Consider the following 22,745-nt stretch of genomic DNA (forward strand, 5'->3'; position numbering starts at 1 on the left):
CTCCTTCAAATGAATCTGACATTTCGTCATTTACCTGCTGTGAGCCCGCCGGCGAGCCCGACGACCATGGGGACCACGCCGACCGTCAAGAAGGCGGGCAGGAAACACAGCCCCAGCGGGGCCGTCGCCAGGACTCCGGCGCGCCGGGCCCGGATGCCCGCCGCCCGGCCCTGCGCGGCCCGCAGCCGATCGGCCAGCCTGGACATGGACTCCACTGCCGGAACACCCGACTCATGAGCTCGCTCCAGGCACAGCGCCACCCCTCGGGTACCAGGGAGGCTCCCCAGCCGGCCCCAGGCCTCCGTGGGCTCCGCGCCGAGGCGCACCTCCGCGGCGGCCCGGGCCAATCGCTCGCCCACCAGGCCACCGAACGACTCCCCGGTCGCCTCGGCCGCGCCACACGGCCCGGCTCCGGCGGCCAGGCAAGCAGCCAAGAGGTCCGTCACAAGAGGCAGTTGTCGCAGCACTTCCTCCGCAGAGGGCGCAGAGGCTTCACCGGCCACCCGCTTCAAGCTCTGCCACCAGCGCCACACGCCATAGGCAACGACGCATCCCACCACGCACCCGGCGGCTCCACCGACGAGAACGATCCCCGTGATCCCGGCTCCGGCCGCCGGCAGACCGCCCCGGGCCGCGGTGACCCGGCGCGCCCACTCGCGCAACCGGCTCACCGACCCCGCCGCGACACACCCACCGAACAGCCGCGCCACCCGGCGGCGCGCCGACTTCTCCCTGCGCGCCCCTCTCAGCCCGGCCACCGCGCACACCGCGGCCACCACCAGCGGGACCGCCAGCTCCAGGCCGTGGACATACTCCTCGCTCACTCCTCCCCCTTCCCATCGGCCGCCCGTACGATCCGGCGTGTCCAGCTGAGCCCGGCGTACTCAAGCAGTCCGCCGAGGACCAGGCAGCCGAGCCCCGCCGGGGTGTGCAGCAGCACCCGCAGGGGATCGGCGCCGAGCGCACTGCCCATCAAAAGGGCGAGGACGGGCAGCAGGGCGAGCATCACCGCGGTGGATCTGGTCCCCGCCAACTGAGCTCGCAGTTCCTCCCGTTGATCCCGCTCGGCGCCAAGAGCCGCCCCCACCCTTTCGAGCCCTGTGGCGAGCCCGGCCCCGCCGTCGACGGCGACCTGCCAGCAGGCGGCCACTCCGATCAGCCCCTCGGCCCCCGGCCACCGGCCCGCCCTCCGCAGGGCGGCGGGCACCTCCCCGCCGAACCGCGCGGCCGCCGACACGGCGGACCAGGCCGGACCGAGCCCCTCCGGCGAAGTCCCCGCCAGCGCTTCGCCGGGCTGCCGACCGGCTCGTAACTCACCCGCGACGGAGCCACAGAACTCGATCACGGCCGCTTCCCGCCGCTCCCGTTCGCGCTGTCGCCGCCGCGCGGCCAGCCGACGCCGCACCACCGGCACGGCCGCCACCGCCCCGAGCAGTGGAACGACCGACTCGCCCAGCAGGGCGACCACACAACCGATCGGCAGACACACCAACTCGCGTCTTCCACAGGCTGCCCGGCTCAACCGGCCGACCACTTCACCGAGCCATGCCGACCAGGAAGCGTCACCCGGCCCGATGGCCCCGCCGCCCGCGAGCAACGCCCTTGCCCTGCGCAGCTCCTGCGCCGACCGCATCGGCAGCCGCCAGGCCATGGCCCCACAGAGCAGCACAGCACACCCTGCGACTATCGAGAACATCACCACCGGTGGACTCATGGCGAACCCCCGCCACGCCCGCACAATGCCGCCAGCCGCCCCCAACCGGGCGCCCGCGCAAAGCCTTCCGGACCCCATACGGCCGCCGGTACCGTGGTGACGAACCCGGCACGGTCGCGGTCCAGCACATGCACCTCGGCGATGCGCCGCCGGCCACCGCGGTCGCGCACCAGGTGAATCACCACCGACAGCGCGGCGGCCAACTGGCTGTGCAGCGCGGCCCGGTCGAGTCCCGCCGTGGACCCCAGGGCCTCCAGCCGGGCGGGCACGTCCGCCGCGGCATTCGCGTGCACCGTGCCACACCCGCCCTCATGGCCGGTGTTCAAGGCGGCCAGCAGATCCGTGACCTCGGGCCCGCGCACCTCGCCGACGACCAGTCTGTCCGGCCGCATCCGCAGCGCCTGGCGCACCAGGTCCCGCAGGGTGACCAGGCCGGTGCCCTCCTGATTCGCGGGTCTCGTCTCGAGCCGCACCACATGGGGGTGGTCCGGGCGCAACTCGGCCGAGTCCTCGGCGAGCACGATCCGTTCGTCCGGTGCGACAAGGCCCAGCAACGTCGACAGGAGCGTCGTCTTGCCCGAGCCCGTCCCACCGCTGACCACAAAGGAGAGCCGGGAGTCCAGCACCGCGCGCAGCAGCCACTGCCCGCCCGGCGGTACGGTGCCCGCGGCGGTCAGCTCGTCCAGGGAGAACGCCCTGGGGCGCACCACCCGCAGCGACAGACAGGTCGAACCGACCGACACCGGAGGCAGCACCGCGTGCAGACGGGTGCCGTCCGGCAGGCGGGCGTCCACCCAGGGCCGGGCATCGTCGAGTCTGCGCCCGGCGATCGCGGCGAGCCGCTGTGCGAGTCTGCGCACCGCGGCCGCATCGGGAAAGGCCACTTCCGAACGCTCCAGCCCTGCCCCACGATCCACCCACACCTGGTCGGGCGCAGTGACCAGGACGTCGGTGACGTCGGACTCGGCGAGCAGTGGCTCCAGCGGGCCGGCGCCGATCAGTTCAGAGCGCAACCGGGCCACGATGCCGAGCACCTCGGTGTCGCCAAGGAGTCGCCCTTCCTCGCGCAGCGCCTCGGCGACCCGGGCGGGGGTCGGCTCCGCTCCGCTGTCCACGAGCCGCAGCCGTACGGCGTCCAGCAGCGCGACGCTCATACCGGCACGCCCTCGTCGTCGACGAGAACCTGCTCCCAGAACTCCGCGCAGAACCTGGCGAGCGGTTCCCGCTCGCCTCCTCCCGGCGGGCGGCCGGCGATCAAGGTCTCCGACATGCCTGGTTCCAGGGGCATTTCACCCGCCAGAGGCAGGCCGAGAAGGCGGGCGATCTCCCCTCCGTCGAGCCCCGGCCCACACGGCCCCCGCACCACCAGCCGCAGGTCGCCCAGCATCATGCCGACCACCGATGCGACCCGGTGGGCCGCCACGACGGCCCGCAGCTCGGAGGGCACCACCAACAGCCCCATGTCCAGCTGTTCGAGTGCCGCCGAGGCCGCGCCGTCCAGCCTGCGCGGCAGGTCCACGACCACGACCCCGCCGCGCCTGCGAGCCGCAGCGAGCACGGCTCGCATGGCGTCCGGCGGCACAGCCGTACAGGCACCGCGATCCCAGCTCAACAGGCGCAGTGAGTGCAGCTCGGGCAGCGCCTCTTCCAGCGCGCGCCCGGCCACCCGGCCCCGCGAACCCGCGAACGCGGGCCACCGGAGCCCCTCGGTCCGCTCACCCCCGAGCAGCACATCGAGGCCGCCACCCAGTGGATCGCCGTCGATCAGCATCGTGCGCCGGCCGACGCGGGCTGCGCTGATCGCCAATGCACAGGCCAGGGTGCTGGCTCCGGCCCCGCCCCGGCCGCCGATCACCCCCACCGTGAGCGCAGGGCGGCCGACTCCTTCCGCGGCGTCGGCGATCCGGTCGACCAGCCAGCCCTCGCCATCGGGCAGCAGCACCACATTGCGGGCGCCGATTTCGACGGCTCGCTGCCAGATGCCGGGATCGTCGGGATCGGTGCCGACCAGCACCACGCCCTCCCGGTGCGTCGCACCGCCCATTCGGGCCGCACAGTCGTCGCCCACCAGGATCAGCAGCGCGTTTCCCCAGTTACCGCCCCGCGCGGACAGTCCTTGGGCGACCTCGGGCAGGGCGCCCGCCGCAGCGCACAATCGCAGCAGATCATCCAGCAGCGCTTCGTCCTCCGTGACAATCAACGGCCCGCTCTGACTTGCCTCGGCGGCCGTCGGCCAATCGGATGTGACGGATCCGGTCACGGTGCCTCCCCTCTCCTACGCGTCTCACTCCGCGCTCTCGCATCCACGAACGTCGTGGAACTCGTGAGGAATCACCGTGCAGCGAACCGGGAAATCGTGTGGATCTTGGTAAAAAACGGTGGACAACTCAGCGGTTGTGAATATCCCGGTCACCTATACCGGTGACTTCCGGAGAGCACCCTGTTGATTACTCTGCGTAACATGTATGAAGAGGGGAGGACGGGCGTCGATCGAGGCCCGCGGAGGCGAAGGAGGCCCGGGCAAGGTGCTTGAAACACATCCGGACATGCGACGACCCCCGCCGGGGGGGAGAGCGGGGGTCGTCCCCACGGCCGACTCGGGGGGGAGGAGTCGGGCCGGGTTAGACACGGTCGCGAACGATCCGTGACTTCCATGGTGTACCCGAGAGCCTTCTCAGGCAAACCCACACGCCTCAGCTTACGCCGAATGGAGGGCCCCTATGCTCGGCGGCGTGGAAAACCACTCCTTGCCTCGAACAGCCGCGTTCTTTGATCTGGACAAGACGGTCATTGCGAAGTCGAGCACGCTCACCTTCGGCAAGTCCTTCTACCAAGGCGGCTTGATCAACCGGCGCGCCGTACTGCGCACCGCGTACGCGCAGTTCATCTTCCTTGCGGGCCGGGCGGACCACGAGCAGATGGAACGGATGCGCCAGTATCTCTCCGAACTCTGCCGAGGCTGGAATGTTCAACAGGTCCGCGAGATCATCGCGGAGACGCTGCACGAGCTCATCGACCCCATCATTTACGACGAAGCCGCCTCGCTCATCGAGGAGCACCACGCGGCGGGCCGCGACGTGGTGATCGTCAGCACCTCCGGAGCGGAGGTCGTCGAGCCGATTGGCAGACTCCTGGGGGCGGACCGGGTCGTCGCCACGCGCATGACCGTCGAGGACGGCGTCTTCACCGGGGAGATCCAGTACTACGCCTATGGCCCGACCAAGGCCGAAGCGGTCAGAGAGCTGGCCGAGTCGGAAGGGTACGACCTGGCCGGCTGCTATGCCTACAGCGACTCGGCAACCGACGTTCCCATGCTGGAGACGGTCGGCCACCCGCACGCCGTCAACCCGGACCGCGCGCTGCGCCGCGAGGCCGCCGCTCGCGACTGGCCGATCCTCTCCTTCAGCCGACCGGTACGGCTCAAGCAGCGGGTACGGTCACTGCCCATGCCTCCGCGCCCCGCACTGGTTGTAGTCGCGGTCGGCGCGGCCGCCGCCACTGCAGGCCTGGTCTGGCTGGCCACCCGACGACGAACCTCCACCCTGTCCGCATTGCCCGCTTTTGGAGATAAAAGTAAAGAACTGCGGCTTGGCCTTCCGCTTCCGCGGCGCCAGGAGTAGAAAGGAGTCAACGGCCCGCGAGACCAGGGACATCCGGGAGGACGCCCTCTACGCACCACGGCCCCACGGACCGCGCATGAACGCCGGGCACCCACGCGACGCCGACCCGTCGATTACGGGCCAGTCGCACCAGGGAACGGGCGAAGTCCCCGACCTGATGGACGCACCTCGTGCACGCATGGTAACCCGGCGAACGTGCCAGCGGCGGTACCAGAGCCTGACCGGTACCGCCGCAACCCTCTCAGGCCGCGCCGCGTTGAAGTGCCTCGCACACGGCCGTTGTTTCTCTCACCCCTAGCTCTACCGCGCGGGCAGAGTGCGCAATCCAGGCCGCCAGGCCTTGCGGGGTTCCGGAGGCGTAGCCGTCCAGCGCCGTCGCATAGGCGTCCCGCCCCAGCTCGGCGTGACCAACCTCCGCCGGACAAATGGACTTTGGATCAAGACCACTGCCTACCAGCACGATCCGCTCGGCAGCCCGCGCCACCAGTCCATTGCATGAGCCGAAGGGGCGCAGGGCAAGCAGTTCACCGTGCACCACGGCTGCCGTCACCAGCGCGGAAGCATCGGTGCCCGCGATCAAGAGATCCGCCAGCCCTTCGAGCCGACCCGACATCTCATCCGCGCCCGGTGGCGCCGGCCCGACCAACGGCTCCTCGACCGGCTCACCCGGCAGCCGTGGCCGTCCGATCGCGTCATCCGGCTGCGCCCCACCGGCCGCCACCAGATGCAGCCTGGCGAGCACGCGCAGCGGCGACTGCCGCCACACGCTCAGCAGTTGGCCGGCTTCGGCCGTCAGTCGCAGCGCAGCGCCCACTGTGCGCGGCTCGCCCGCACCGCCGAAGTCGGAACGACGGCGCACTTCCTCGAGCGCCCAGTCCGCGCCCGACAGCGCGGCCGAGCCGCGCGCCCCGCGCAGTGCCGCTTCGGAGGTGACTTCATTGCTGCGGCGGCGCATCACCCGGTGGCCGTACACCCGGTCCACCGCCCTGCGTACGGAGTCCACGGAATCGGCAACACCGGGGAGCGACCCCAGGGCGGCCAGCGGATCGACAGTCGTACTCATGGGTAAGACAGTACGCACTCCAGTCCCACACCCCCCGAAGGAGTGGTCTTATTCACCCACCACTCTCACTTATCGCACCTCCGCACCTACGCTTGGTGAACATGAAGATCGCTTTCGTAGGGAAGGGCGGCAGCGGCAAGACGACGCTGTCCGCACTCTTCATCCGTCACCTCGCAGCCGACCACGCGCCCGTCATCGCGGTGGACGCCGACATCAATCAGCACTTGGGCGCAGCACTGGGCCTGAACGAGGCAGAGGCCGCCGCCCTGCCCGCGATGGGGGCCCAGCTCTCCCTGATCAAGGACCATCTGCGGGGCACGAACCCGCGTATTGCCTCGGCCGAAACCATGATCAAGACGACCCCGCCCGGCGAAGGATCCCGGCTGCTCCGGGTCGACGAGGACAACCCGGTGTACGGAGCATGCGCCAGAACCGTGCGGTTGGATGGCGACGCCTCCGTACGGCTGATGGCGACCGGCCCGTTCACCGAGTCCGACCTCGGTGTCGCCTGCTACCACTCCAAGGTCGGCGCGGTCGAGCTGTGCCTCAACCATCTCGTCGACGGCCCTCGCGAGTATGTGGTCGTCGACATGACCGCAGGCAGTGACTCCTTCGCCTCCGGGATGTTCACACGCTTTGACATGACCTTCCTGGTGGCCGAGCCCACCCGCAAGGGGATCGCCGTTTATCGCCAATACAAGGAATACGCACGGGACTTTGACATCTGTCTGAAGGTTGTGGGCAACAAGGTGCAGGGCCCGGACGACCTCGACTTCCTGCGCGGCGAGGCCGGTGACGACCTGCTCACCGTCTTCGGCCACTCCGACTGGGTGCGGGCCATGGAGAAGGGCCGCCCGCCGCTGTTCGAACTTCTTGAAGCGCCCCAGCACGAGGCGCTGCGCACCCTGCGCGAGACGGTGGACGGCGCCTACGAGCGGCGCGACTGGCAGCGCTACACCCGCCAGATGGTGCACTTCCACCTCAAGAACGCGGAGAGTTGGGGCAACGCGAAGACGGGCGCCGACCTGGCGGCTCAGGTCGACCCCGCCTTCGTGCTCGACGAGCGGCTGTCGGCTACCCCGCAGCCCGCCTGATCCCCGACGGCTTTCCCTCCTCATCGTCGTCGTCTTCGCCGTTGTCCTCGGGTTCCTGCGACGGAGGGGCGTGCATCGAGGGTGCGTGGTGTGTCGGCGGGGCGGGTGGCGCGAATGTCCGGGCGTCGGAGAGCCGGCCCCAGCCATATTTCGGCGCCTCGCCGACATCCAACTTGCGCAGCTTCGCCAGCACTTCGGGGTCCTGTACATCCAGCCAGTCGGCGAGCTGCCTGAAGGACACGCAGCGCACCTCTTCCTTGGTACAGACCGTCTCGATGACGTTCTCCACGGCCCGCATATAGGTGCCACCGTTCCAGGACTCAAAGTGGTCGCCGATGAACAGCGGAGCACGGTTGCCGTGGTACGCGCGGTTGAAGCCGGCGAGCAGCCCGTCTCGCATCTGCTCGCCCCATGCTTCGCGTTTGGCGGGGTCACCCTTGGTGGTGCCGGACTGGTTGGCGAGGAAGTTGTAGTCCATCGACAGCGTCTCAAAGGCACGCCCGGGCACCGGAACATCCTGGAGCGGGAAATCCCAGATCCCGCCGATCTTGCTCGGCCAGACCTGACGCCCACCGGAGGAACTCGCGTCATAGCGGAAGCCCATGGCCTTGGCGGCCCGGACGAGATTGTGCTGCCCCTCCAGGCAGGGCGCCCGCCCACCGACCAGTTCCTTGCCGTAGTCGAAGGGCAGCGGCGGCAGGTTCTTGAGCCCGGTGTTCGTCTTCCAGCTCCGGACGAAGGCCTGGGCCTGCCGGATCTCGCTCCTCCACTCCGCGGACGACCACGTGCCAACTCCGCCCTTGGAGCCGCAGAAATGGCCGTTGAAGTGGGTGCCGATCTCATTGCCGTCCAGCCAGGCCCCCCGGAGTTGCTCCACGGTGTCCCTGACTCCCTGCACATCGTTGAACCCGATGTCCGAAGAGCCGGGCGCGTGCCGGGGCGGTTCGTAGATGTCCTTCTTCGACTCCGGAAGCATGTAGACACCGCTGAGGAAGTACGTCATCGTCGCGTGGTGTTTCTTCCCGACCTCGCGGAAGTGGGAGAACAGCCGCTGGCCGTCCTCGCCCGCGCCGTCCCATGAGAAGACCACGAACTGCGGCGGTCTCTCGCCGGGCGCCATTCGCTGGGGTCGGGGCTGCCGGGGCTGGGCGCCGGTATCGGCGGTGGACCCGTCACCGAGGAGACGGACCACCGCGTTCGGCCCGGCCGCACCCTGCGGGCCGCCCTGTCCCCCACCGTCGGTTTCTCCGGAACAGCCCGCTGCGCCCGTGACGAGCGCCAACACCGCAAGACCGCCCAGTGTGATCCGCCATGCAGCTGCCATCAGCCCACCTCACCCTTCGACTCGCCCGGCCGGTCCAGCGATCAGGCGTTCAAGCGTCGTCAACGTCGCACGAAGGAAGGAGAAAAGAAGGATGACAAGCCGATAAGCATACAAATTAACTCGATAGGCGGAAGCTTCACTTTGCCATCCATTTAGGCTTCCCCTCGCGCTTTACTCTCCATTACGATTCATTTACTGAGAGTTGAGGCAAGCCCTCCCCCCGCCACCGCAGCCGCTCCCGCCGCTGCACGCCGTGACCACGGCCGCGCCCCTGTGCGTGACCGCGCCGCCCGACGAAGACGGGAACGACCATGCAAGCTCAGCCGACCCCAACCGCCCACCCACCACAGGACTTTCGGCCGACCCTCCAGGAACCCAACCCACAGGCCGGATCCCACCATCCGGCTCGGCGCTCCCACTGGCGCCGGGATCTGTCCGTGTCCGTCGCGATCTTTGCGATCGCCGTCCCCATGTCCCTGGGCATCGCTCTCGCCACCGGGGCACCGCTGCAGGCGGGGCTGGCCGCGACGGTGGTCGGCGGCATCGTCATGGGAGTGCTGGGCACTGTGCCTCCCCAGATCGGTGCAGCCGCCACGGGCCTTGTGATGGTGAGCGCGGAGCTGGTGCAGCGCTACGGCTGGCGGGCCACTTGCGCGCTCATCGCACTCGTCGGGCTGGCTCAACTCGCCCTCGGCGCCCGGCGGATGTCCGGGCTGGCGGTCAGCCCGTCGGTGGCGCACGGGATACTCGCCGGCATCGGTGTGACCATCGCGCTGGACCAGCTGCCCGTCATGCTGAGTGGAAGCCCCGATGGCTCCACGCCGGGCAATCCGATGGCGCTCCTCTCAGGGGCGGGGCATCCGCGCCTCGCGGCGCTGCTGGTTTCCACGGTCACCGTTGCCGTACTGATGGCATGGCCGAAGTCGGCTGGGCGCGGCGGCCGTTGGGTCCGAGCGGTTCCGGCGCCGCTCGCCGCCGTGACCGCGGCCACCGCGATGAGCGCGGGCATGACCCTGCCTCGGCTCTCCCTGCCTCAATGGCAGTCACGCATCCTGCCGACCCTGCCGCATGGGCCAACGCTGGGGATCTTCGCGGCCGTGGTGACGGTCACGCTCGTCGTGAGCATGGAGTCGCTACGGGCCGCCCCGGTGCTGGACCGGCCGCGGGCCGCCCGTAAGTCCACAGTCCCCGGAGCCCTCTGGGTGCTGCTCTGTGCGGGGCTGTTCATCGCGGCGGCCGGAGTGGCTCCGCTCGCCGTGCTCGCGGCGCTGGTCGCGGCGGCCGGAGTGAAGATGGTGAGCTTCGCGCACCTCAAGCAGGCATGGCACCGACGGGAGTTCCCGGTGTATGCGGCCGCGCTCGGTGCCGTGGTGGCGCTCGGTGCGCTGCAAGGCCTCGCGTTGGGAGCGGCGGGCGCCGCCTTTCTCGCGCTGCGGCACTTCATCCGCGCACGGATCACTGTCGTCGAGGAGCGTAGCCGCTATCGGGTGGCAGTGGACGGCCAGTTGACCTTTCTGGCGGTCCGCCGGCTGAGCCGTGCGCTGGCCCGAGTGCCCGATGGAAAGAGCGTGGTGATCGAGTTGGGCGGGTCCTTCATGGATCACGCTGCCTACGAAGCACTGCAGTCATGGTCCGACAACCACCGGGCGCAGGGCGGATGGGTCAGCATCAAGGGCCGGTCGGGCAGGCCGATCACGGAGCCCACCGCCGGCCATGTCTGCCGCCCCTGGACGCCCTGGCGCAACCACTACTGCACCCGCCCCGTCACCTCCGGCCAGGCCGATGGCCCTCATGGCGGGCGTCAACTCCTCGGCGGAGTGAGCGCGTTCCAGCGCAATACGGCCCCGCTCGTCCGCGATGAACTGGCCCGGCTAGCCCGCGAAGGACAACGCCCCGGCGAGCTCTTCCTGACCTGTGCCGATTCCCGGTTGGTGACCAGCATGATCACCTCCAGTGGCCCCGGAGATCTGTTCACCGTCCGCAATGTCGGCAATCTGATGCCGCCACCCGACACAGAGAACACCTGTGACTCCGTGGGAGCGGCCGTGGAGTACGCCGTTGAAGTGCTGAAGGTCGGCAGCATCACGGTCTGCGGACACTCGGGGTGCGGAGCGATGCAGGCGCTGCTCGACACCAGCGCGTTCCACACTCCCGCGCTCCCCGGTCAGGAATCCACAGCCGACACCCAGACCCCGCTCACCCGCTGGCTCCGGCACGGTCGTCCGAGCGTGGCCCGCATGCAGCGGATCGGGCGGTTGGGGCGCGGGGAAGTGGCGCTGGCCGAACGCCCCGTGGCCGACGACGTGGAGCGGCTTGCGCTCGTCAATGTGGTGCAACAACTCGACCATCTGATGTCCCATGGCTGCGTCGCCCGTCGGGTGGCAGAAGGATCGCTTCACCTCCATGGGATGTACTTCCATGTGGCCGAGGCCCAGGCGTATGTGCTCGACCGTAGGTCACGCACCTTCGCCGCGGTGCGGCCGGAGGTACTGGACGCCGTGTGACCCCAAGCGCCCCGGCGCCCCCTCCGAGCGCCTTGCGCCACACCGCTGACCTCGCACAACTCTTTCCTTACAGGTCTAAACCATTATTCCCTCAACCCCTTGTCAGGGTGTGCCCCGGGCTGGTGAGCTATGTCCGGGACGCAACGGGCCCACCGGGAAAGGGAGATGTCGTGAGTAACGAAAGCCTGGCCAACCTCCTGAAGGAGGAGCGCCGCTTCGCACCGCCTGCCGCCCTGGCCGAGCAGGCCAATGTCACCGCGGAGGCGTACGAGCAGGCGAAGGCTGACCGGCTGGGCTTCTGGGCCACCCAGGCCCGCCGCCTGAGCTGGGAAACCGAGCCGAACCAGACCTTGGACTGGTCGAATCCGCCCTTTGCCAAGTGGTTCGCCGACGGCACGCTCAATGTGGCGTACAACTGCGTCGACCGCCATGTGGAGAACGGCCTGGGCGACCGCGTGGCTCTGCACTTCGAGGGGGAGCCGGGCGACACCCGCTCGATCACCTACGCCGAGCTCCAGCGCGAGGTCTCCAAGGCCGCCAACGCCCTGACCGAGCTGGGGGTGACGGCCGGCGACCGGGTCGCCATCTATCTGCCGATGATCCCCGAAGCGGTCATCTCGATGCTCGCCTGCGCCCGGATCGGCGCCCCGCACTCGCTCGTCTTCGGCGGCTTCTCGGCCGACGCCCTGGCGACCCGCATCAACGACGCCGACGCCCGTGTCGTCATCACCGCCGACGGCGGGTACCGGCGCGGCAAGCCCTCCGCGCTCAAGCCCGCCGTCGATGAGGCCCTGACCCGCCCCGGCACGGAAAACGTCCACAGCGTCCTCGTCGTCCGCCGCACCGGCCAGGAGGACATCGCCTGGACCGTGGGTCGCGATGTGTGGTGGCACGAGCTGGTGGAGGGCCAGTCCGACCGGCACACGCCCCAGGCATTCGGCGCCGAACACCCCCTGTTCATCCTCTACACCTCGGGCACCACCGGGAAGCCCAAGGGCATCCTGCACACCACCGGCGGCTATCTCACCCAGGCGTCGTACACCCACCATGCGGTCTTCGACCTCAAGCCCGAGTCGGACGTCTTCTGGTGCACGGCCGATGTCGGCTGGGTGACCGGCCACTCGTACATCGTCTACGGCCCGCTCAGCAACGGTGCGACGGAAGTGCTCTACGAGGGCACCCCGGACACTCCGCACCAGGGCCGCTGGTGGGAGATCGTCCAGAAGTACGGCGTGACCATCCTCTACACCGCCCCCACCGCGATCCGCGCCGCCATGAAGTGGGGCGACGACATCCCGGCCAAGTTCGACCTCAGCAGCCTGCGCATCCTCGGCTCGGTCGGCGAGCCCATCAACCCCGAGGCCTGGGTCTGGTACCGCAAGCACATCGGCGCCGACACCACCCCCGTCGTCGACACCTGGTGGCAGACGGAGACCGGCAGCATCATGATCAGCCCGCTGCCGGGTGTGACCGAGACCAAGCCCGGCTCGGCCCAGGTACCGCTCCCCGGCATCGCCGCGACCGTGGTGGACGACGATGCCCATGAGGTCCCCAACGGCTCCGGCGGCTACCTCGTGCTCACCGAGCCCTGGCCGTCCATGCTCCGCACCATCTGGGGCGACGATCAGCGCTACATCGACACCTACTGGTCGCGCTTCGAGGGGCGCTACTTCGCAGGCGACGGCGCCAAGAAGGACGATGACGGCGACATCTGGCTGCTCGGCCGGGTGGACGACGTGATGCTGGTCTCCGGCCACAACATCTCCACCACCGAGGTCGAGTCCGCTCTGGTCTCGCACCCGAAGGTCGCCGAAGCGGCGGTCGTCGGCGCGACCGACCCGCAGACCACCCAGGCGATCTGCGCATTCGTCATCCTGCGCGGGCATGTGGACGCGGAGGAAGCCGGCCTGGTCGAGGAGCTGCGCGCCCATGTCGCCAAGCAGCTGGGGCCGATCGCCAAGCCGAAGCGCATCCTGCCGGTGGCCGAGCTGCCCAAGACCCGCTCCGGCAAGATCATGCGCCGACTGCTGCGTGATGTGGCCGAGAACCGCGCCCTCGGCGATGTGACCACCCTGACCGACTCCTCGGTCATGGATCTCATCCAGGCGAAGCTCCCGGCCGCGCCGAGCGACGACTGACCCAGCCCGTACCATCCCCGATGCAGTGAAGGGCGCTCGGCTCCGGCCGAGCGCCCTTCACCCTTTCGGGTTAAAGTAAATATTCAACGCGTAGAAATCTCGACAAGAATCACAGGCGCGCCGGGAAGTCTGGTCGGCACTCAGCACACGTGTACCCACGTGTTCCAGTCGACCCCCAGGAGGTCCCCACCGTGGCCGCGCCCAAGAACCGTCGTTCCGTCTTCCTTGGCCGGCTGCCGCTGCCCGAACGCACCTTCCTCGCGGACGCTCTGCGTACCGAAACCGTCGGCGGCGTGCTTCTTCTCGTTGCCGCCGTGGCGGCGCTGATCTGGGCAAACACCCCACTACGCGACAGCTATGCGGCGATACGGGACGCCCACTTCGGCCCCGGCTCCCTGGGGCTCCACCTCTCGGTCCAGCACTGGGCCGCCGACGGGCTGCTGGCCGTGTTCTTCTTCGTCGCCGGCATCGAGCTCAAGCGCGAGCTGGTCGCGGGCGAGCTGCGCGACCCCAAGGCGGCGATCCTCCCGGTGGTGGCGGCGATCTGCGGCATGGCCGTGCCCGCCCTCGTCTACTTCTCGGTCGCCTCGGTCGGCGGCGGCTCACTGCGCGGCTGGGCCGTGCCCACCGCCACCGACATCGCCTTCGCCCTCGCCGTGCTCGCGGTCATCGGCACGGCCCTGCCGTCGGCGCTGCGCGCCTTCCTGTTGACCCTCGCCGTCGTCGACGACCTCTTCGCGATCCTGATCATCGCGATCTTCTTCACCTCGAAGCTCAACTTCGCCGCCCTCGGCTTCGCCGTGCTGGGTCTGGCGGTCTTCTGGCTACTGCTGCGGAAGGGCGTCCGCGGCTGGTACATCTATGTGCCGCTGGCCATCGTCAACTGGGCGCTGATGTACAACAGCGGGGTCCATGCCACCATCGCGGGCGTCGCCATGGGCCTGATGCTGCGGTGCACCCGGCACGACGACGAACGGCACTCCCCAGGTGAGCACATCGAGCACGTCGTACGCCCCCTGTCGGCAGGTCTGGCGGTGCCGCTGTTCGCCCTCTTCTCCGCGGGCGTCGCCATCTCCGGAGGAGCGCTCTCCGACATTTTCCGGAGGCCCGAGACTCTGGGTGTCGTACTCGGCCTGGTCCTCGGCAAGGCGATCGGCGTCTTCGGCGGCACCTGGCTCGCGGCACGCTTCACCAGGGCGAAGCTGAATCCGGACCTCAAATGGCCGGATGTCCTCGCCGTCGCCTCGCTGGCCGGCATCGGCTTCACCGTGTCCCTGCTGATCGGCGAGCTCGCCTTCGGCAGCAGTCCGGTCCTCGGCGACGAGATCAAGGCGGCCGTACTGGTCGGTTCGCTGATGGCCGCCGTCCTCGCGAGCATCCTGCTCAAGCTGCGCGACAACATGTACAAGAAGCTTTGTGCGGCGGAAGACCTGGACGAGGACCAGGACGGCATCCCGGACGTCTACGAGCAGGACAATCCCGACTACCACCTGCGAATGGCCGCGATCCACGAGGCGAAGGCGGCCGAGCACCGACGGCTGGCGGAAGTCGCCTCCGGCCGCACCACCGACGAGGATGGTCCGGCATGATCTGAGAGTCTTCACATCCGCTGAAGGCCAGCGGACGACTCTTGGGCAACCTTTGATGGAGCCCGCCGAAGATTCGCAGATGGCGAAGCCGATGACGATGAGGGAGCAGCCGATGAGCACAGCCGACGACGGCACCAACCGCAGCCTCGGCCAGCTGGTGGCGACGGCGACCACCGAGCTGTCCGCACTGGTGCACGACGAGATCGCGCTGGCCAAGGCCGAGCTGCGGGAAGACGCCCGGCGACTCGGCGTGGGCGGCGGCGCGATCGCGGCGGCAGGCACGCTGGCGCTCTTCTCGCTGCCGGTGCTGAGCTTCGCCGCGGCCTATGGGATCCACAACCTCGGCCTGGGGCTCGCCTGGTCCTTCCTGATCACGGGTGGCGCGTTTCTACTGGTAGCAGGCCTCTTGGGGCTGCTGGCAGTACGCAAGTTCAAGAAGATCAGCAAGCCCGAGATGAGCATTGCCTCGGCAAAGGAGACGGCGGCCGTCCTGGGCACCGTCAAGCCGCACCCACGTCCTTCGGCCGACGCGAGCCAGATGGACGCATCTGTGACACGCTCGTCCGTATGACGGTGCCCGATACCTCCGCAGCGCCCGCGTCTCCCGATCCCGTCACGCCCGCCGGACCGGCCGTGCCGACCGGCCCCGTCGGGTCCCCCACGGCGGTCGTACGCCCCGGCGGTCCCTGGACCCATCGGGAAGTCGCGGCGAACGGGGCCCGGTTCCATATCGCCGAGATGGGCGAGGGGCCGTTGGTGCTGCTGTTGCACGGCTTTCCGCAGTTCTGGTGGACCTGGCGCCATCAGCTGCCGGCGCTGGCGGAGGCGGGCTTCCGGGCCGTGGCCATGGATCTGCGCGGGGTCGGCGGCAGCGACCGTACGCCGCGGGGCTACGATCCGGCGAACCTTGCCCTGGACATCACCGGTGTGATCCGTTCCCTCGGCGAGCCGGACGCGGCACTGGTCGGCCATGACCTCGGCGGATATCTGGCCTGGACGGCCGCGGTGATGCGACCCAAGCTGGTGCGCCGACTCGTGGTGTCCTCGATGCCGCACCCGCGCCGCTGGCGGTCCGCGATGCTCACCGACCTACAGCAGAGCGCAGCGGGGTCGTACATCTGGGGCTTCCAGCGGCCGTGGTTGCCGGAACGCAAGCTGCTCGCGGACGACGCGTTGCTGGTGGGGCGGCTGATCCGGGACTGGTCGGGCCCCCGGCTGCCGGACGACGAGGACGTCGAGGTCTACCGGCGGGCGATGTCGATCCCCTCGACGGCCCACTGCTCGATCGAGCCATACCGGTGGATGGTCCGGTCGATGGCGCGTCCGGACGGCATCCAGTTCAACCGCCGTATGAAGCGCCCGGTGCGCGTGCCCACGCTCCATCTGCACGGTTCGCTCGATCCGGTGATGCGCACCCGCAGCGCGGCAGGCTCCGGGGAGTATGTGGAGGCCCCCTACCGCTGGCGGCTCTTCGACGGGCTCGGACACTTCCCGCACGAGGAGGATCCGGGGGCGTTTTCAGCGGAGCTCGTCAACTGGCTCCAGGACACCGAACCCGACCGGTAGCCACACCCCGACCGAGTAGCCACACATGGCCGCATTGCGAATGCGTGTTTGCCGAACGGCCAATTGCCTCTTGCATAGGCCAACTGCGTGACCCGTAGGCGATTACCGACCTTCGGGCCCGGGCACAGACCTCGGTATGGGCTGGACGCACGACTATCGCGACCTGACTCGGCAGCACGGCGTCGAAGATGACGCCGCGTCGGCTGTGGCAGAGACATCCGCAAGGGGCGGGAGCAGCAGTCTCCGGCCGGAAGCCGGGCCGGATCCCCGGATCGGCATTCCCCGCATCATTCGGCGCCGCGCACGCTGGGTATCAGCGCGGCTGCGCCACCCTCGCAGCCGGTAACGTCCGCCCGGCTTCGCCCCGGCCCGGAGCGAAGTGCCCGGTCCGGTCAGAGCGCACAGCCTTGGGTGTCGACCCGCTCCATGACCGTACGGCCGCTCATCACGTCCTCGCGCACCTCGTCGGCGGTGAGGGCGTACCCGGTGTCGGCGTCGTCGAGAGACTTGGCGAAGACCATGCCGTAGACCTGCCCCTCCGGAGTGAGCAGTGGGCCCCCTGAGTTGCCCTGCCGGACGGTCGCATAGAGGGAGTACACATCGCGGCGGACATTGCCGCGGTGGTAGATGTCCGGGCCATTGGCCTGGACCCGGCTGCGGATGCGAGCGGACCGCACATCGTAGGAACCGTTCTCCGGGAAGCCGGCGACGATGGCGCTGTTGCCGCTCTCCGCGTCGGCCTCGGCGAAGGACAGCGCGGGCGCCTTGAGCGAGGGAACGTCGAGGACGGCGATGTCGCGCTTCCAGTCGTAACGGACGACCCTGGCCTCGAGGAGCCGTCCTTCCCCGCCGACCTGCACGGTCGGCTCGGGTACCCCGCCGACGACATGGGCGTTGGTCATCACCCGGTGAGGCGCGAAGACAAAGCCGCTGCCCTCCAGGACCTTGCCGCAACCGGGCGCATTGCCCACGACCTTGACGATGCTGCGCCGCGCGGCCGCCGCGACGGGGCTGCCCGCGAGCTCGGGGTCGGGCGCGGGCACCGAGGTGATGGGTTCGGCGGAGAACGGCGCAAAGACCTGCGGGAAGCCGTTCTGCGCGAGGGCCGTACTGAAGTCCGCGAACCAGGTGTTGGCCTGCGCCGGAACCACCCGGGCCACCCCGAGCAGCACCCTGGAGCCGCGCACCTCCTTGCCGAGCGTCGGCAGGGAGGTACCGGCGAGGGCGGAGCCGATCAGCCAGGCGACGAGCAGCATCGCGACGACATTGACCAGGGCGCCGCCCGTGGCGTCCACCGCCCGCGCCGGGGACCAAGTGATGTGGCGACGCACCTTGTTGCCGAGGTGGGTGGTGGCGGCCTGGCCCACCGAGGCGCAGACGATGACGATGACCACGGCGGCGACGGCCGCGAGAGTGCCCGGTGCCGCCTCGCCCGCCGCGCCGTGCCAGATGACGGGCAGCGCATAGACCGCGACCAGACCGCCGCCCAGGAATCCGATGACCGACAGCACCCCGACGACGAACCCCTGGCGATAGCCGATGACCGCGAACCACACGGCGGCGATCAGCAGCACGATGTCCAGCACGTTCACCGGAAGTTGCCTCGCATTGCGGTTGTCGGCGGGGTCGTGGCCTCGGAGCGGGGTGGCGCGTAGGCCACCGTCTCACGTCCGTCAGGCGCGCCGGTCCAGCAGGACGCTCCGCTCCGGATCCCAGGGCCGCTCCCAGCCCGCGTGGTGCAGGATGCGGTCGATCACCCCCGCCGTGAACCCCCAGACCAACGCCGACTTGACGCGGAAGGCCGGGCCCGTGTGACCGCTCGGGTGAACCGCGGTGGCGCGGTTCTCGGGGTCGGTCAGCTCGGCGACCGGGACGGTGAACACCCGGGCCGTCTCGGCCTCGTCGACCGGGCCGACCCTGCTGGGCTCGCGCCACCAGCCGAGCACGGGCGTCACCACAAAACCGCTCACCGGGATGTAGAGCTGCGGCAGCACGCCGAAGACCTGGACGCCCGAGGGGTCGAGGCCGGTCTCCTCCTCGGCCTCGCGCAGCGCGGCCCGCACCAGCCCGCCGTCGGCCGCGGAGCCGTCCGCCGGGTCGAGCGCGCCGCCGGGGAAGGAGGGCTGCCCGGCATGCGAGCGCAGCGTCCCGGCCCGCTCCAGGAGCAGCAGCTCCGGGCCCTGCTGCCCGTCGCCGAAGAGCACCAGCACGGCGGACTGGCGCCCGCCGGTCTCCGGTGGCAGGAAGCGGCTCAACTGCGCGGGCTCGACGGTCTCCAGGCCGCGGGCCACCGGTTGGAGCCACTCGGGCAGCCCTTCGGTGGTGACGGTGACTTGCCGGCCGTACGTGCTCGTCATGCCTCTTCCTCGACTTCCCCGGTTGTCATCGGCGCTGCCGACTCGGTCACTCGGCTCCCAGCGGGCGGGCAGGCAGGCCCGGGTAGTCCGGCGGCGGTTTGAGCCGCTGGCCCGGCAGGCCGCCCTTCTCGTACTTCAGCAGCTTCTTCGCCTTCTCCGGGTCCGTCTCGCCCTCGCCGTAGGACGGGCAGAGCGGGGCGATCGGACAGGCGCCGCAGGCGGGCTTGCGGGCGTGGCAGATGCGGCGGCCGTGGAAGATGATGCGGTGCGAGAGCATGGTCCACTCGCTCTTGGGGAAGAGGTCGCCGACCTCCGCCTCGATCTTCTCCGGGTCCTGCTGGTCGGTCCACTTCCAGCGCCGGACCAGCCGCTGGAAGTGGGTGTCAACGGTCAGACCGGGGACGCCATAGGCGTTGCCCAGCACCACATTGGCGGTCTTGCGGCCGACGCCGGGGAGGGTGACCAGATCCTCGATGCGGCCCGGCACCTCCCCGCCGAAGCGGTCCCCAAGGGCGGCGGAGAGGCCGAGCAGGGACTTCGCCTTGGCCCGGAAGAAGCCCGTCGGCCGGATCAGCTGCTCCAGCGCCTCGGGGTCGGCGGCGGCCAGGTCCTCCGGCGTGGGATAGGCGGCGAAGAGGGCGGGGGTGGTCTGGTTGACCCGCAGGTCCGTGGTCTGGGCGGACAGCACCGTGGCGACCAGGAGCTGGAAGGGGTTCTCGAAGTCGAGCTCCGGATGGGCGTACGGATAGACCTCGGCGAGCTCACGGTTGATGCGGCGGGCCCGGCGGACGAGCGCGGTGCGGGACTCGGACGCCACCGCGGGCTTCTGCACGGCGGTCTGCGCCTTTGTGGTCTTCACCTTTGCGGTCTTTGCCTTTGCGGCGGCTTTCGCCGATGCCGCTCGCTTGCTCGGCGATTTTGCGCCACTTGCGGCTTTTGTCTTTTTCGCTGCGGAACGTTCGCCCACAGCGGAATTACCAGCCGAAGTCACCCTTCCGGCCCCCTTGCCCTGAGCTCTCACCGGCGTATTGGACACCCGGCCAGACTAGAGCCCTGCACTGACATTCGCCTCGGACGCAGGAAAAGCACTGCCCAATCGGACCCCTGCCGTAGGGCTTCGGGCGACGATGCGCCACACTTGTGTTTGATCACACAGTTTTACCGACGGGCATCATGGGGACCACGGTCCTCTGTGCATGTCGACAAGGAGAGAACTCGTGGACGACGTTCTGCGGCGCGCCCCGCTTTTCGCGGCGCTCGATGACGAGCAGGCCGCTGAGCTGCGCGCCTCCATGGGCGAGGTCACTCTCGCGAGGGGCGACGCCCTGTTCCACGAAGGCGACCCGGGCGACCGGCTCTACGTGGTGACCGAGGGCAAGGTGAAGCTCCACCGCACCTCCCCCGACGGCCGCGAGAACATGCTGGCCGTCCTGGGCCCCGGCGAGCTCATCGGCGAGCTGTCCCTCTTCGACCCCGGGCCGCGCACCGCCACCGCCAGCGCGCTCACCGAGGTCAAGCTGCTCGGCCTCGGGCACGGCGACCTCCAGCCGTGGCTCAACGCCCGCCCCGAGGTGGCCACCGCGCTGCTGCGCGCCGTCGCCCGCCGGCTGCGCCGCACCAATGACTCGATGTCGGACCTGGTCTTCTCCGATGTGCCCGGCCGGGTCGCCAAGGCACTGCTGGACCTGTCGCGCCGCTTCGGCGTGCAGTCCGAAGAGGGCATCCATGTGGTGCACGACCTCACCCAGGAGGAGCTCGCCCAGCTCGTCGGCGCCTCCCGGGAGACCGTCAACAAGGCGCTCGCGGACTTCGCGGGGCGCGGCTGGCTCCGGCTGGAGGCCCGCGCCGTGATCCTGCTGGACGTGGAGCGGCTCGCCAAGCGCTCCCGCTGACGCACCGGCGCCCGGCGCCTCCCGAGTGCCCCGCCATGGCCTGCCGCGGCGGGGCACCGTCGGATTCACCGGCTCCTCGGGCACCTCCTAGGGGGTGCCCGATGGGTCGGTGCGGGCCCTAGACCAGCCCATGCTCGGCCAGGTAATCCAGCTGGGCCCGCACCGACAGTTCCGCCGCGGGCCAGAGCGCGCGGTCCACGTCCGCATAGACCTGGGCGACGACCTCGGCGGGGGTCCGGTGCCCCTGCTCGACTGCCGTCTCGACCTGAGCCAGCCGCTTGGCCCGGTGGGCGAGGTAGTACTCGACCGCCCCCCGGGCATCGTCCAGCACCGGCCCATGGGCGGGCAGGACCGTCTCCGCACCGTCGGCCTCCGGGTCAACGGCCAACGAGCGCAGCTGCCGCAGCGAGTCGAGGTAGTCACCCAGACGGCCGTCGGGGTGGGCGACCACGGTGGTGCCCCGGCCCAGCACCGTGTCGCCGGTGAACACCGCCCGGTCCGCCGGCAGGTGGAAGCACACCGAGTCGGCGGTGTGCCCGGGAGTGACGATCACCCGGAGCTCCAGACCGCCGGTGGTGATCACGTCTCCGGCGCCCAGCCCCCCACCGCCGGAGCGCAGCGCCGGATCCACGGCCCGTACGGGCGTGCCCGTCAGCTCGGCGAAGCGCGCCGCGCCCCCCGAGTGGTCGAGGTGGCCATGGGTGAGGAGGGTGAGGGCGACCCGCTTGCCCGCCGACTCCGCGGTGGCGATGACGGCCCGCAGGTGGGTCTCGTCCAGCGGTCCCGGGTCGATGACGACGGCGAGGTCGGAGTCCGGTTCCGAGACGATCCAAGTGTTGGTGCCGTCCAGCGTCATCGCGGACGGGTTGGGCGCGAGAACGCAGGTCGCGCGGGCGGTGGCAGGGCCACCGACGGCTCCTTCGCGTGGCCGGCCCGGCAGTTCGGCTGCGTATGTCATGCATCGGCTCCCGAGGATCCCGAGGACAGGTGCTTGGTGAATTCATCGTGTCCGGGCCAGCTCAGCACGATCTCGTCCCCGACGAGCCGCGCTCGGGCGAGTACCGGGGTGAGATCCTGCTCACCCGCCGCGGCCAGCGCCTGGGCCACGCTCCCGTACGGCTGCAGGGACCGCAGCGTGGCAATGGTCGGCGGCATCATCAGCAGCTCCCCCCGCTCATAACCGGCGATGGCCCCGGCCGGAGTGGTCCACACCGAGCGGTCCGCCTCGGTGGAGACCATGCGGGTCCCCCCTGGACCGGAACCCGGCGGAGGCCCTTGGGCGAAGGTGCGCTGGCCGGTGGGGAGCGCGGCGGCGAAGAACCAGGTGTCATAGCGGCGCGGCTCGAACTCCGGGGTGATCCAGCGCGCCCAGGCGCCCAGGAGATCGCTGCGCAGCAGCAGCCCGCGTCGCTCCAGGAAATCGCCGAACGCCAGCTCATGGCCGACGAGCGCGGCCCGGTCCGCCTCCCACTCCGCCCCGGTGGTGTCCGCGACGACCGTGTCCGGCGCCGGGCCCGCGAGCAGCACACCCGCCTCCTCGAAGGTTTCCCGGACGGCGGCGCAGACGATGGCCTGTGCGGCGGCCGGACCCACCCCGAGCCGGTCCGCCCACTCCTGGGGCGAGGGCCCGGACCACGGCACATCGCGCTCGTCGCACGGGTCGACGGACCCGCCCGGATAGGCGTACGCGCCCCCGGCGAAGGCCATGGAGGCGCGTCTGCGCAGCATATGCACGGTGAGGCCGCCGGTGCCGGAGCGCAGCAGGAGGACGGTCGCGGCCCGGCGCGGCGTCACCGGCTCGAGCTTCCCGTGCGCGAGCGCCCTGATCCGGTCCGGCCACTCCGGTGGATACCACTGGCCGTTGGTCGTCGACATGACCGGATG

At 70.0% G+C, this 22,745-nt stretch carries 20 protein-coding genes; 9 read left to right on the forward strand and 11 right to left on the reverse strand.

What is annotated here, in order from left to right; all coding sequences use genetic code 11:
* Positions 1-26: 26 nt before the first annotated feature.
* Genes ABCR83_RS13650 through ssd form a run of 4 tightly spaced genes read right to left on the reverse strand, consistent with a single transcriptional unit; the run spans position 27 to position 3,974 of the window.
* Entirely contained in the window at positions 27-824 is a 798-nt protein-coding gene (locus ABCR83_RS13650) for a type II secretion system F family protein (RefSeq protein ID WP_462695223.1), read from the reverse strand.
* Positions 821-1,714: a type II secretion system F family protein gene (locus ABCR83_RS13655; protein WP_462695224.1), complete on the reverse strand. Its 894-nt coding sequence runs from the start codon at positions 1,712-1,714 to the stop codon at positions 821-823. Before ABCR83_RS13655 ends, ABCR83_RS13650 begins: the two co-directional genes overlap by 4 nt.
* Positions 1,711-2,868 carry a TadA family conjugal transfer-associated ATPase gene (locus tag ABCR83_RS13660; protein ID WP_462695225.1) on the reverse strand — a complete coding sequence of 386 codons (1,158 nt, stop codon included), beginning with the start codon at positions 2,866-2,868 and terminating at the stop codon, positions 1,711-1,713. The genes ABCR83_RS13655 and ABCR83_RS13660 overlap by 4 nt, the downstream gene beginning before the upstream one ends.
* The gene (gene ssd / locus ABCR83_RS13665; protein WP_462695226.1) at positions 2,865-3,974 is read right to left on the reverse strand and encodes a septum site-determining protein Ssd; all 1,110 of its coding nucleotides are present in this window, start codon (positions 3,972-3,974) and stop codon (positions 2,865-2,867) included. The genes ABCR83_RS13660 and ssd overlap by 4 nt, the downstream gene beginning before the upstream one ends.
* Positions 3,975-4,434: 460 nt before the next feature.
* On the opposite strand from ssd, the gene ABCR83_RS13670 reads away from it, so the two are divergent.
* On the forward strand, positions 4,435-5,334 hold the full coding sequence (locus ABCR83_RS13670) for an HAD family hydrolase (RefSeq protein ID WP_462695227.1): 900 nt from the start codon (positions 4,435-4,437) through the stop codon (positions 5,332-5,334).
* 241 nt (positions 5,335-5,575) lie between these two features.
* Here ABCR83_RS13670 and ABCR83_RS13675 read toward each other — a convergent pair whose 3' ends face one another.
* A complete protein-coding gene (locus ABCR83_RS13675; RefSeq protein ID WP_462695228.1) occupies positions 5,576-6,397 on the reverse strand; it encodes a Fic family protein in 822 nt (273 codons plus the stop codon).
* Between the two features lie 101 nt (positions 6,398-6,498).
* On the opposite strand from ABCR83_RS13675, the gene ABCR83_RS13680 reads away from it, so the two are divergent.
* Positions 6,499-7,491 (forward strand): ATP-binding protein, encoded by a 993-nt coding sequence (locus ABCR83_RS13680; protein ID WP_462695229.1) that lies wholly within the window; start codon positions 6,499-6,501, stop codon positions 7,489-7,491.
* On the opposite strand, the gene ABCR83_RS13685 is transcribed toward ABCR83_RS13680, so the two are convergent.
* Entirely contained in the window at positions 7,472-8,815 is a 1,344-nt protein-coding gene (locus ABCR83_RS13685; protein ID WP_462695230.1) for a polysaccharide deacetylase family protein, read from the reverse strand. The genes ABCR83_RS13680 and ABCR83_RS13685 overlap by 20 nt on opposite strands.
* A gap of 437 nt (positions 8,816-9,252) precedes the next feature.
* Here ABCR83_RS13685 and ABCR83_RS13690 point away from each other — a divergent pair, with 437 nt between their 5' ends.
* The 6 genes from ABCR83_RS13690 (at position 9,253) to ABCR83_RS13715 (ending at position 16,958) form a co-directional block, all read left to right on the forward strand.
* Positions 9,253-11,319: a carbonic anhydrase gene (locus tag ABCR83_RS13690; protein WP_462695231.1), complete on the forward strand. Its 2,067-nt coding sequence runs from the start codon at positions 9,253-9,255 to the stop codon at positions 11,317-11,319.
* A gap of 170 nt (positions 11,320-11,489) precedes the next feature.
* A complete protein-coding gene (gene acs, locus ABCR83_RS13695) occupies positions 11,490-13,457 on the forward strand; it encodes an acetate--CoA ligase (RefSeq protein ID WP_462695232.1) in 1,968 nt (655 codons plus the stop codon).
* 191 nt (positions 13,458-13,648) lie between these two features.
* Complete coding sequence (gene nhaA, locus ABCR83_RS13700) at positions 13,649-15,046, forward strand: Na+/H+ antiporter NhaA (protein ID WP_462695233.1); 1,398 nt, start codon at positions 13,649-13,651, stop codon at positions 15,044-15,046.
* A 112-nt stretch (positions 15,047-15,158) separates the two neighbouring features.
* Positions 15,159-15,617 (forward strand): phage holin family protein, encoded by a 459-nt coding sequence (locus ABCR83_RS13705; RefSeq protein ID WP_462695234.1) that lies wholly within the window; start codon positions 15,159-15,161, stop codon positions 15,615-15,617.
* Positions 15,614-16,612, forward strand: a complete 999-nt coding sequence (locus ABCR83_RS13710; RefSeq protein WP_462695235.1) for an alpha/beta fold hydrolase — start codon at positions 15,614-15,616, stop codon at positions 16,610-16,612. Before ABCR83_RS13705 ends, ABCR83_RS13710 begins: the two co-directional genes overlap by 4 nt.
* A 136-nt stretch (positions 16,613-16,748) precedes the next feature.
* Positions 16,749-16,958 (forward strand): hypothetical protein, encoded by a 210-nt coding sequence (locus ABCR83_RS13715; RefSeq protein WP_462695236.1) that lies wholly within the window; start codon positions 16,749-16,751, stop codon positions 16,956-16,958.
* A 46-nt stretch (positions 16,959-17,004) separates the two neighbouring features.
* On the opposite strand, the gene ABCR83_RS13720 is transcribed toward ABCR83_RS13715, so the two are convergent.
* The 3 genes from ABCR83_RS13720 to nth all read right to left on the reverse strand — a co-directional run bounded on the left by ABCR83_RS13720 (position 17,005) and on the right by nth (position 19,960).
* The gene (locus ABCR83_RS13720) at positions 17,005-18,204 is read right to left on the reverse strand and encodes a MarP family serine protease (RefSeq protein ID WP_462695237.1); all 1,200 of its coding nucleotides are present in this window, start codon (positions 18,202-18,204) and stop codon (positions 17,005-17,007) included.
* An 81-nt stretch (positions 18,205-18,285) separates the two neighbouring features.
* A complete protein-coding gene (locus tag ABCR83_RS13725; RefSeq protein ID WP_462695238.1) occupies positions 18,286-18,969 on the reverse strand; it encodes an NUDIX hydrolase in 684 nt (227 codons plus the stop codon).
* Positions 18,970-19,015: 46 nt separating this feature from the next.
* The gene (gene nth / locus ABCR83_RS13730) at positions 19,016-19,960 is read right to left on the reverse strand and encodes an endonuclease III (protein WP_462695239.1); all 945 of its coding nucleotides are present in this window, start codon (positions 19,958-19,960) and stop codon (positions 19,016-19,018) included.
* 226 nt (positions 19,961-20,186) lie between these two features.
* On the opposite strand from nth, the gene ABCR83_RS13735 reads away from it, so the two are divergent.
* A complete protein-coding gene (locus ABCR83_RS13735) occupies positions 20,187-20,861 on the forward strand; it encodes a Crp/Fnr family transcriptional regulator (protein ID WP_363130200.1) in 675 nt (224 codons plus the stop codon).
* A gap of 118 nt (positions 20,862-20,979) precedes the next feature.
* Here ABCR83_RS13735 and ABCR83_RS13740 read toward each other — a convergent pair whose 3' ends face one another.
* On the reverse strand, positions 20,980-21,819 hold the full coding sequence (locus ABCR83_RS13740; protein WP_462695240.1) for an MBL fold metallo-hydrolase: 840 nt from the start codon (positions 21,817-21,819) through the stop codon (positions 20,980-20,982).
* Positions 21,816-22,736, reverse strand: coding sequence for an NUDIX hydrolase (locus tag ABCR83_RS13745; protein ID WP_462695241.1), 921 nt, complete (start codon positions 22,734-22,736; stop codon positions 21,816-21,818). Before ABCR83_RS13745 ends, ABCR83_RS13740 begins: the two co-directional genes overlap by 4 nt.
* Positions 22,737-22,745 lie beyond the last annotated feature (9 nt).

The organism is Streptomyces xingningensis (assembly GCF_054957865.1).

Coding starts and splice junctions, on each gene's coding strand:
- ABCR83_RS13655 (WP_462695224.1), bottom strand. CDS start 1,714: ATGAGTCCACCGGTGGTGATGTTCTCGATAGTCGCAGGGTGTGCTGTG.
- ABCR83_RS13660 (WP_462695225.1), bottom strand. CDS start 2,868: ATGAGCGTCGCGCTGCTGGACGCCGTACGGCTGCGGCTCGTGGACAGC.
- ABCR83_RS13670 (WP_462695227.1), top strand. CDS start 4,435: ATGCTCGGCGGCGTGGAAAACCACTCCTTGCCTCGAACAGCCGCGTTC.
- ABCR83_RS13675 (WP_462695228.1), bottom strand. CDS start 6,397: ATGAGTACGACTGTCGATCCGCTGGCCGCCCTGGGGTCGCTCCCCGGT.
- ABCR83_RS13680 (WP_462695229.1), top strand. CDS start 6,499: ATGAAGATCGCTTTCGTAGGGAAGGGCGGCAGCGGCAAGACGACGCTG.
- ABCR83_RS13685 (WP_462695230.1), bottom strand. CDS start 8,815: ATGGCAGCTGCATGGCGGATCACACTGGGCGGTCTTGCGGTGTTGGCG.
- ABCR83_RS13705 (WP_462695234.1), top strand. CDS start 15,159: ATGAGCACAGCCGACGACGGCACCAACCGCAGCCTCGGCCAGCTGGTG.
- ABCR83_RS13710 (WP_462695235.1), top strand. CDS start 15,614: ATGACGGTGCCCGATACCTCCGCAGCGCCCGCGTCTCCCGATCCCGTC.
- ABCR83_RS13715 (WP_462695236.1), top strand. CDS start 16,749: ATGGGCTGGACGCACGACTATCGCGACCTGACTCGGCAGCACGGCGTC.
- ABCR83_RS13725 (WP_462695238.1), bottom strand. CDS start 18,969: ATGACGAGCACGTACGGCCGGCAAGTCACCGTCACCACCGAAGGGCTG.
- ABCR83_RS13740 (WP_462695240.1), bottom strand. CDS start 21,819: ATGACATACGCAGCCGAACTGCCGGGCCGGCCACGCGAAGGAGCCGTC.
- ABCR83_RS13745 (WP_462695241.1), bottom strand. CDS start 22,736: ATGTCGACGACCAACGGCCAGTGGTATCCACCGGAGTGGCCGGACCGG.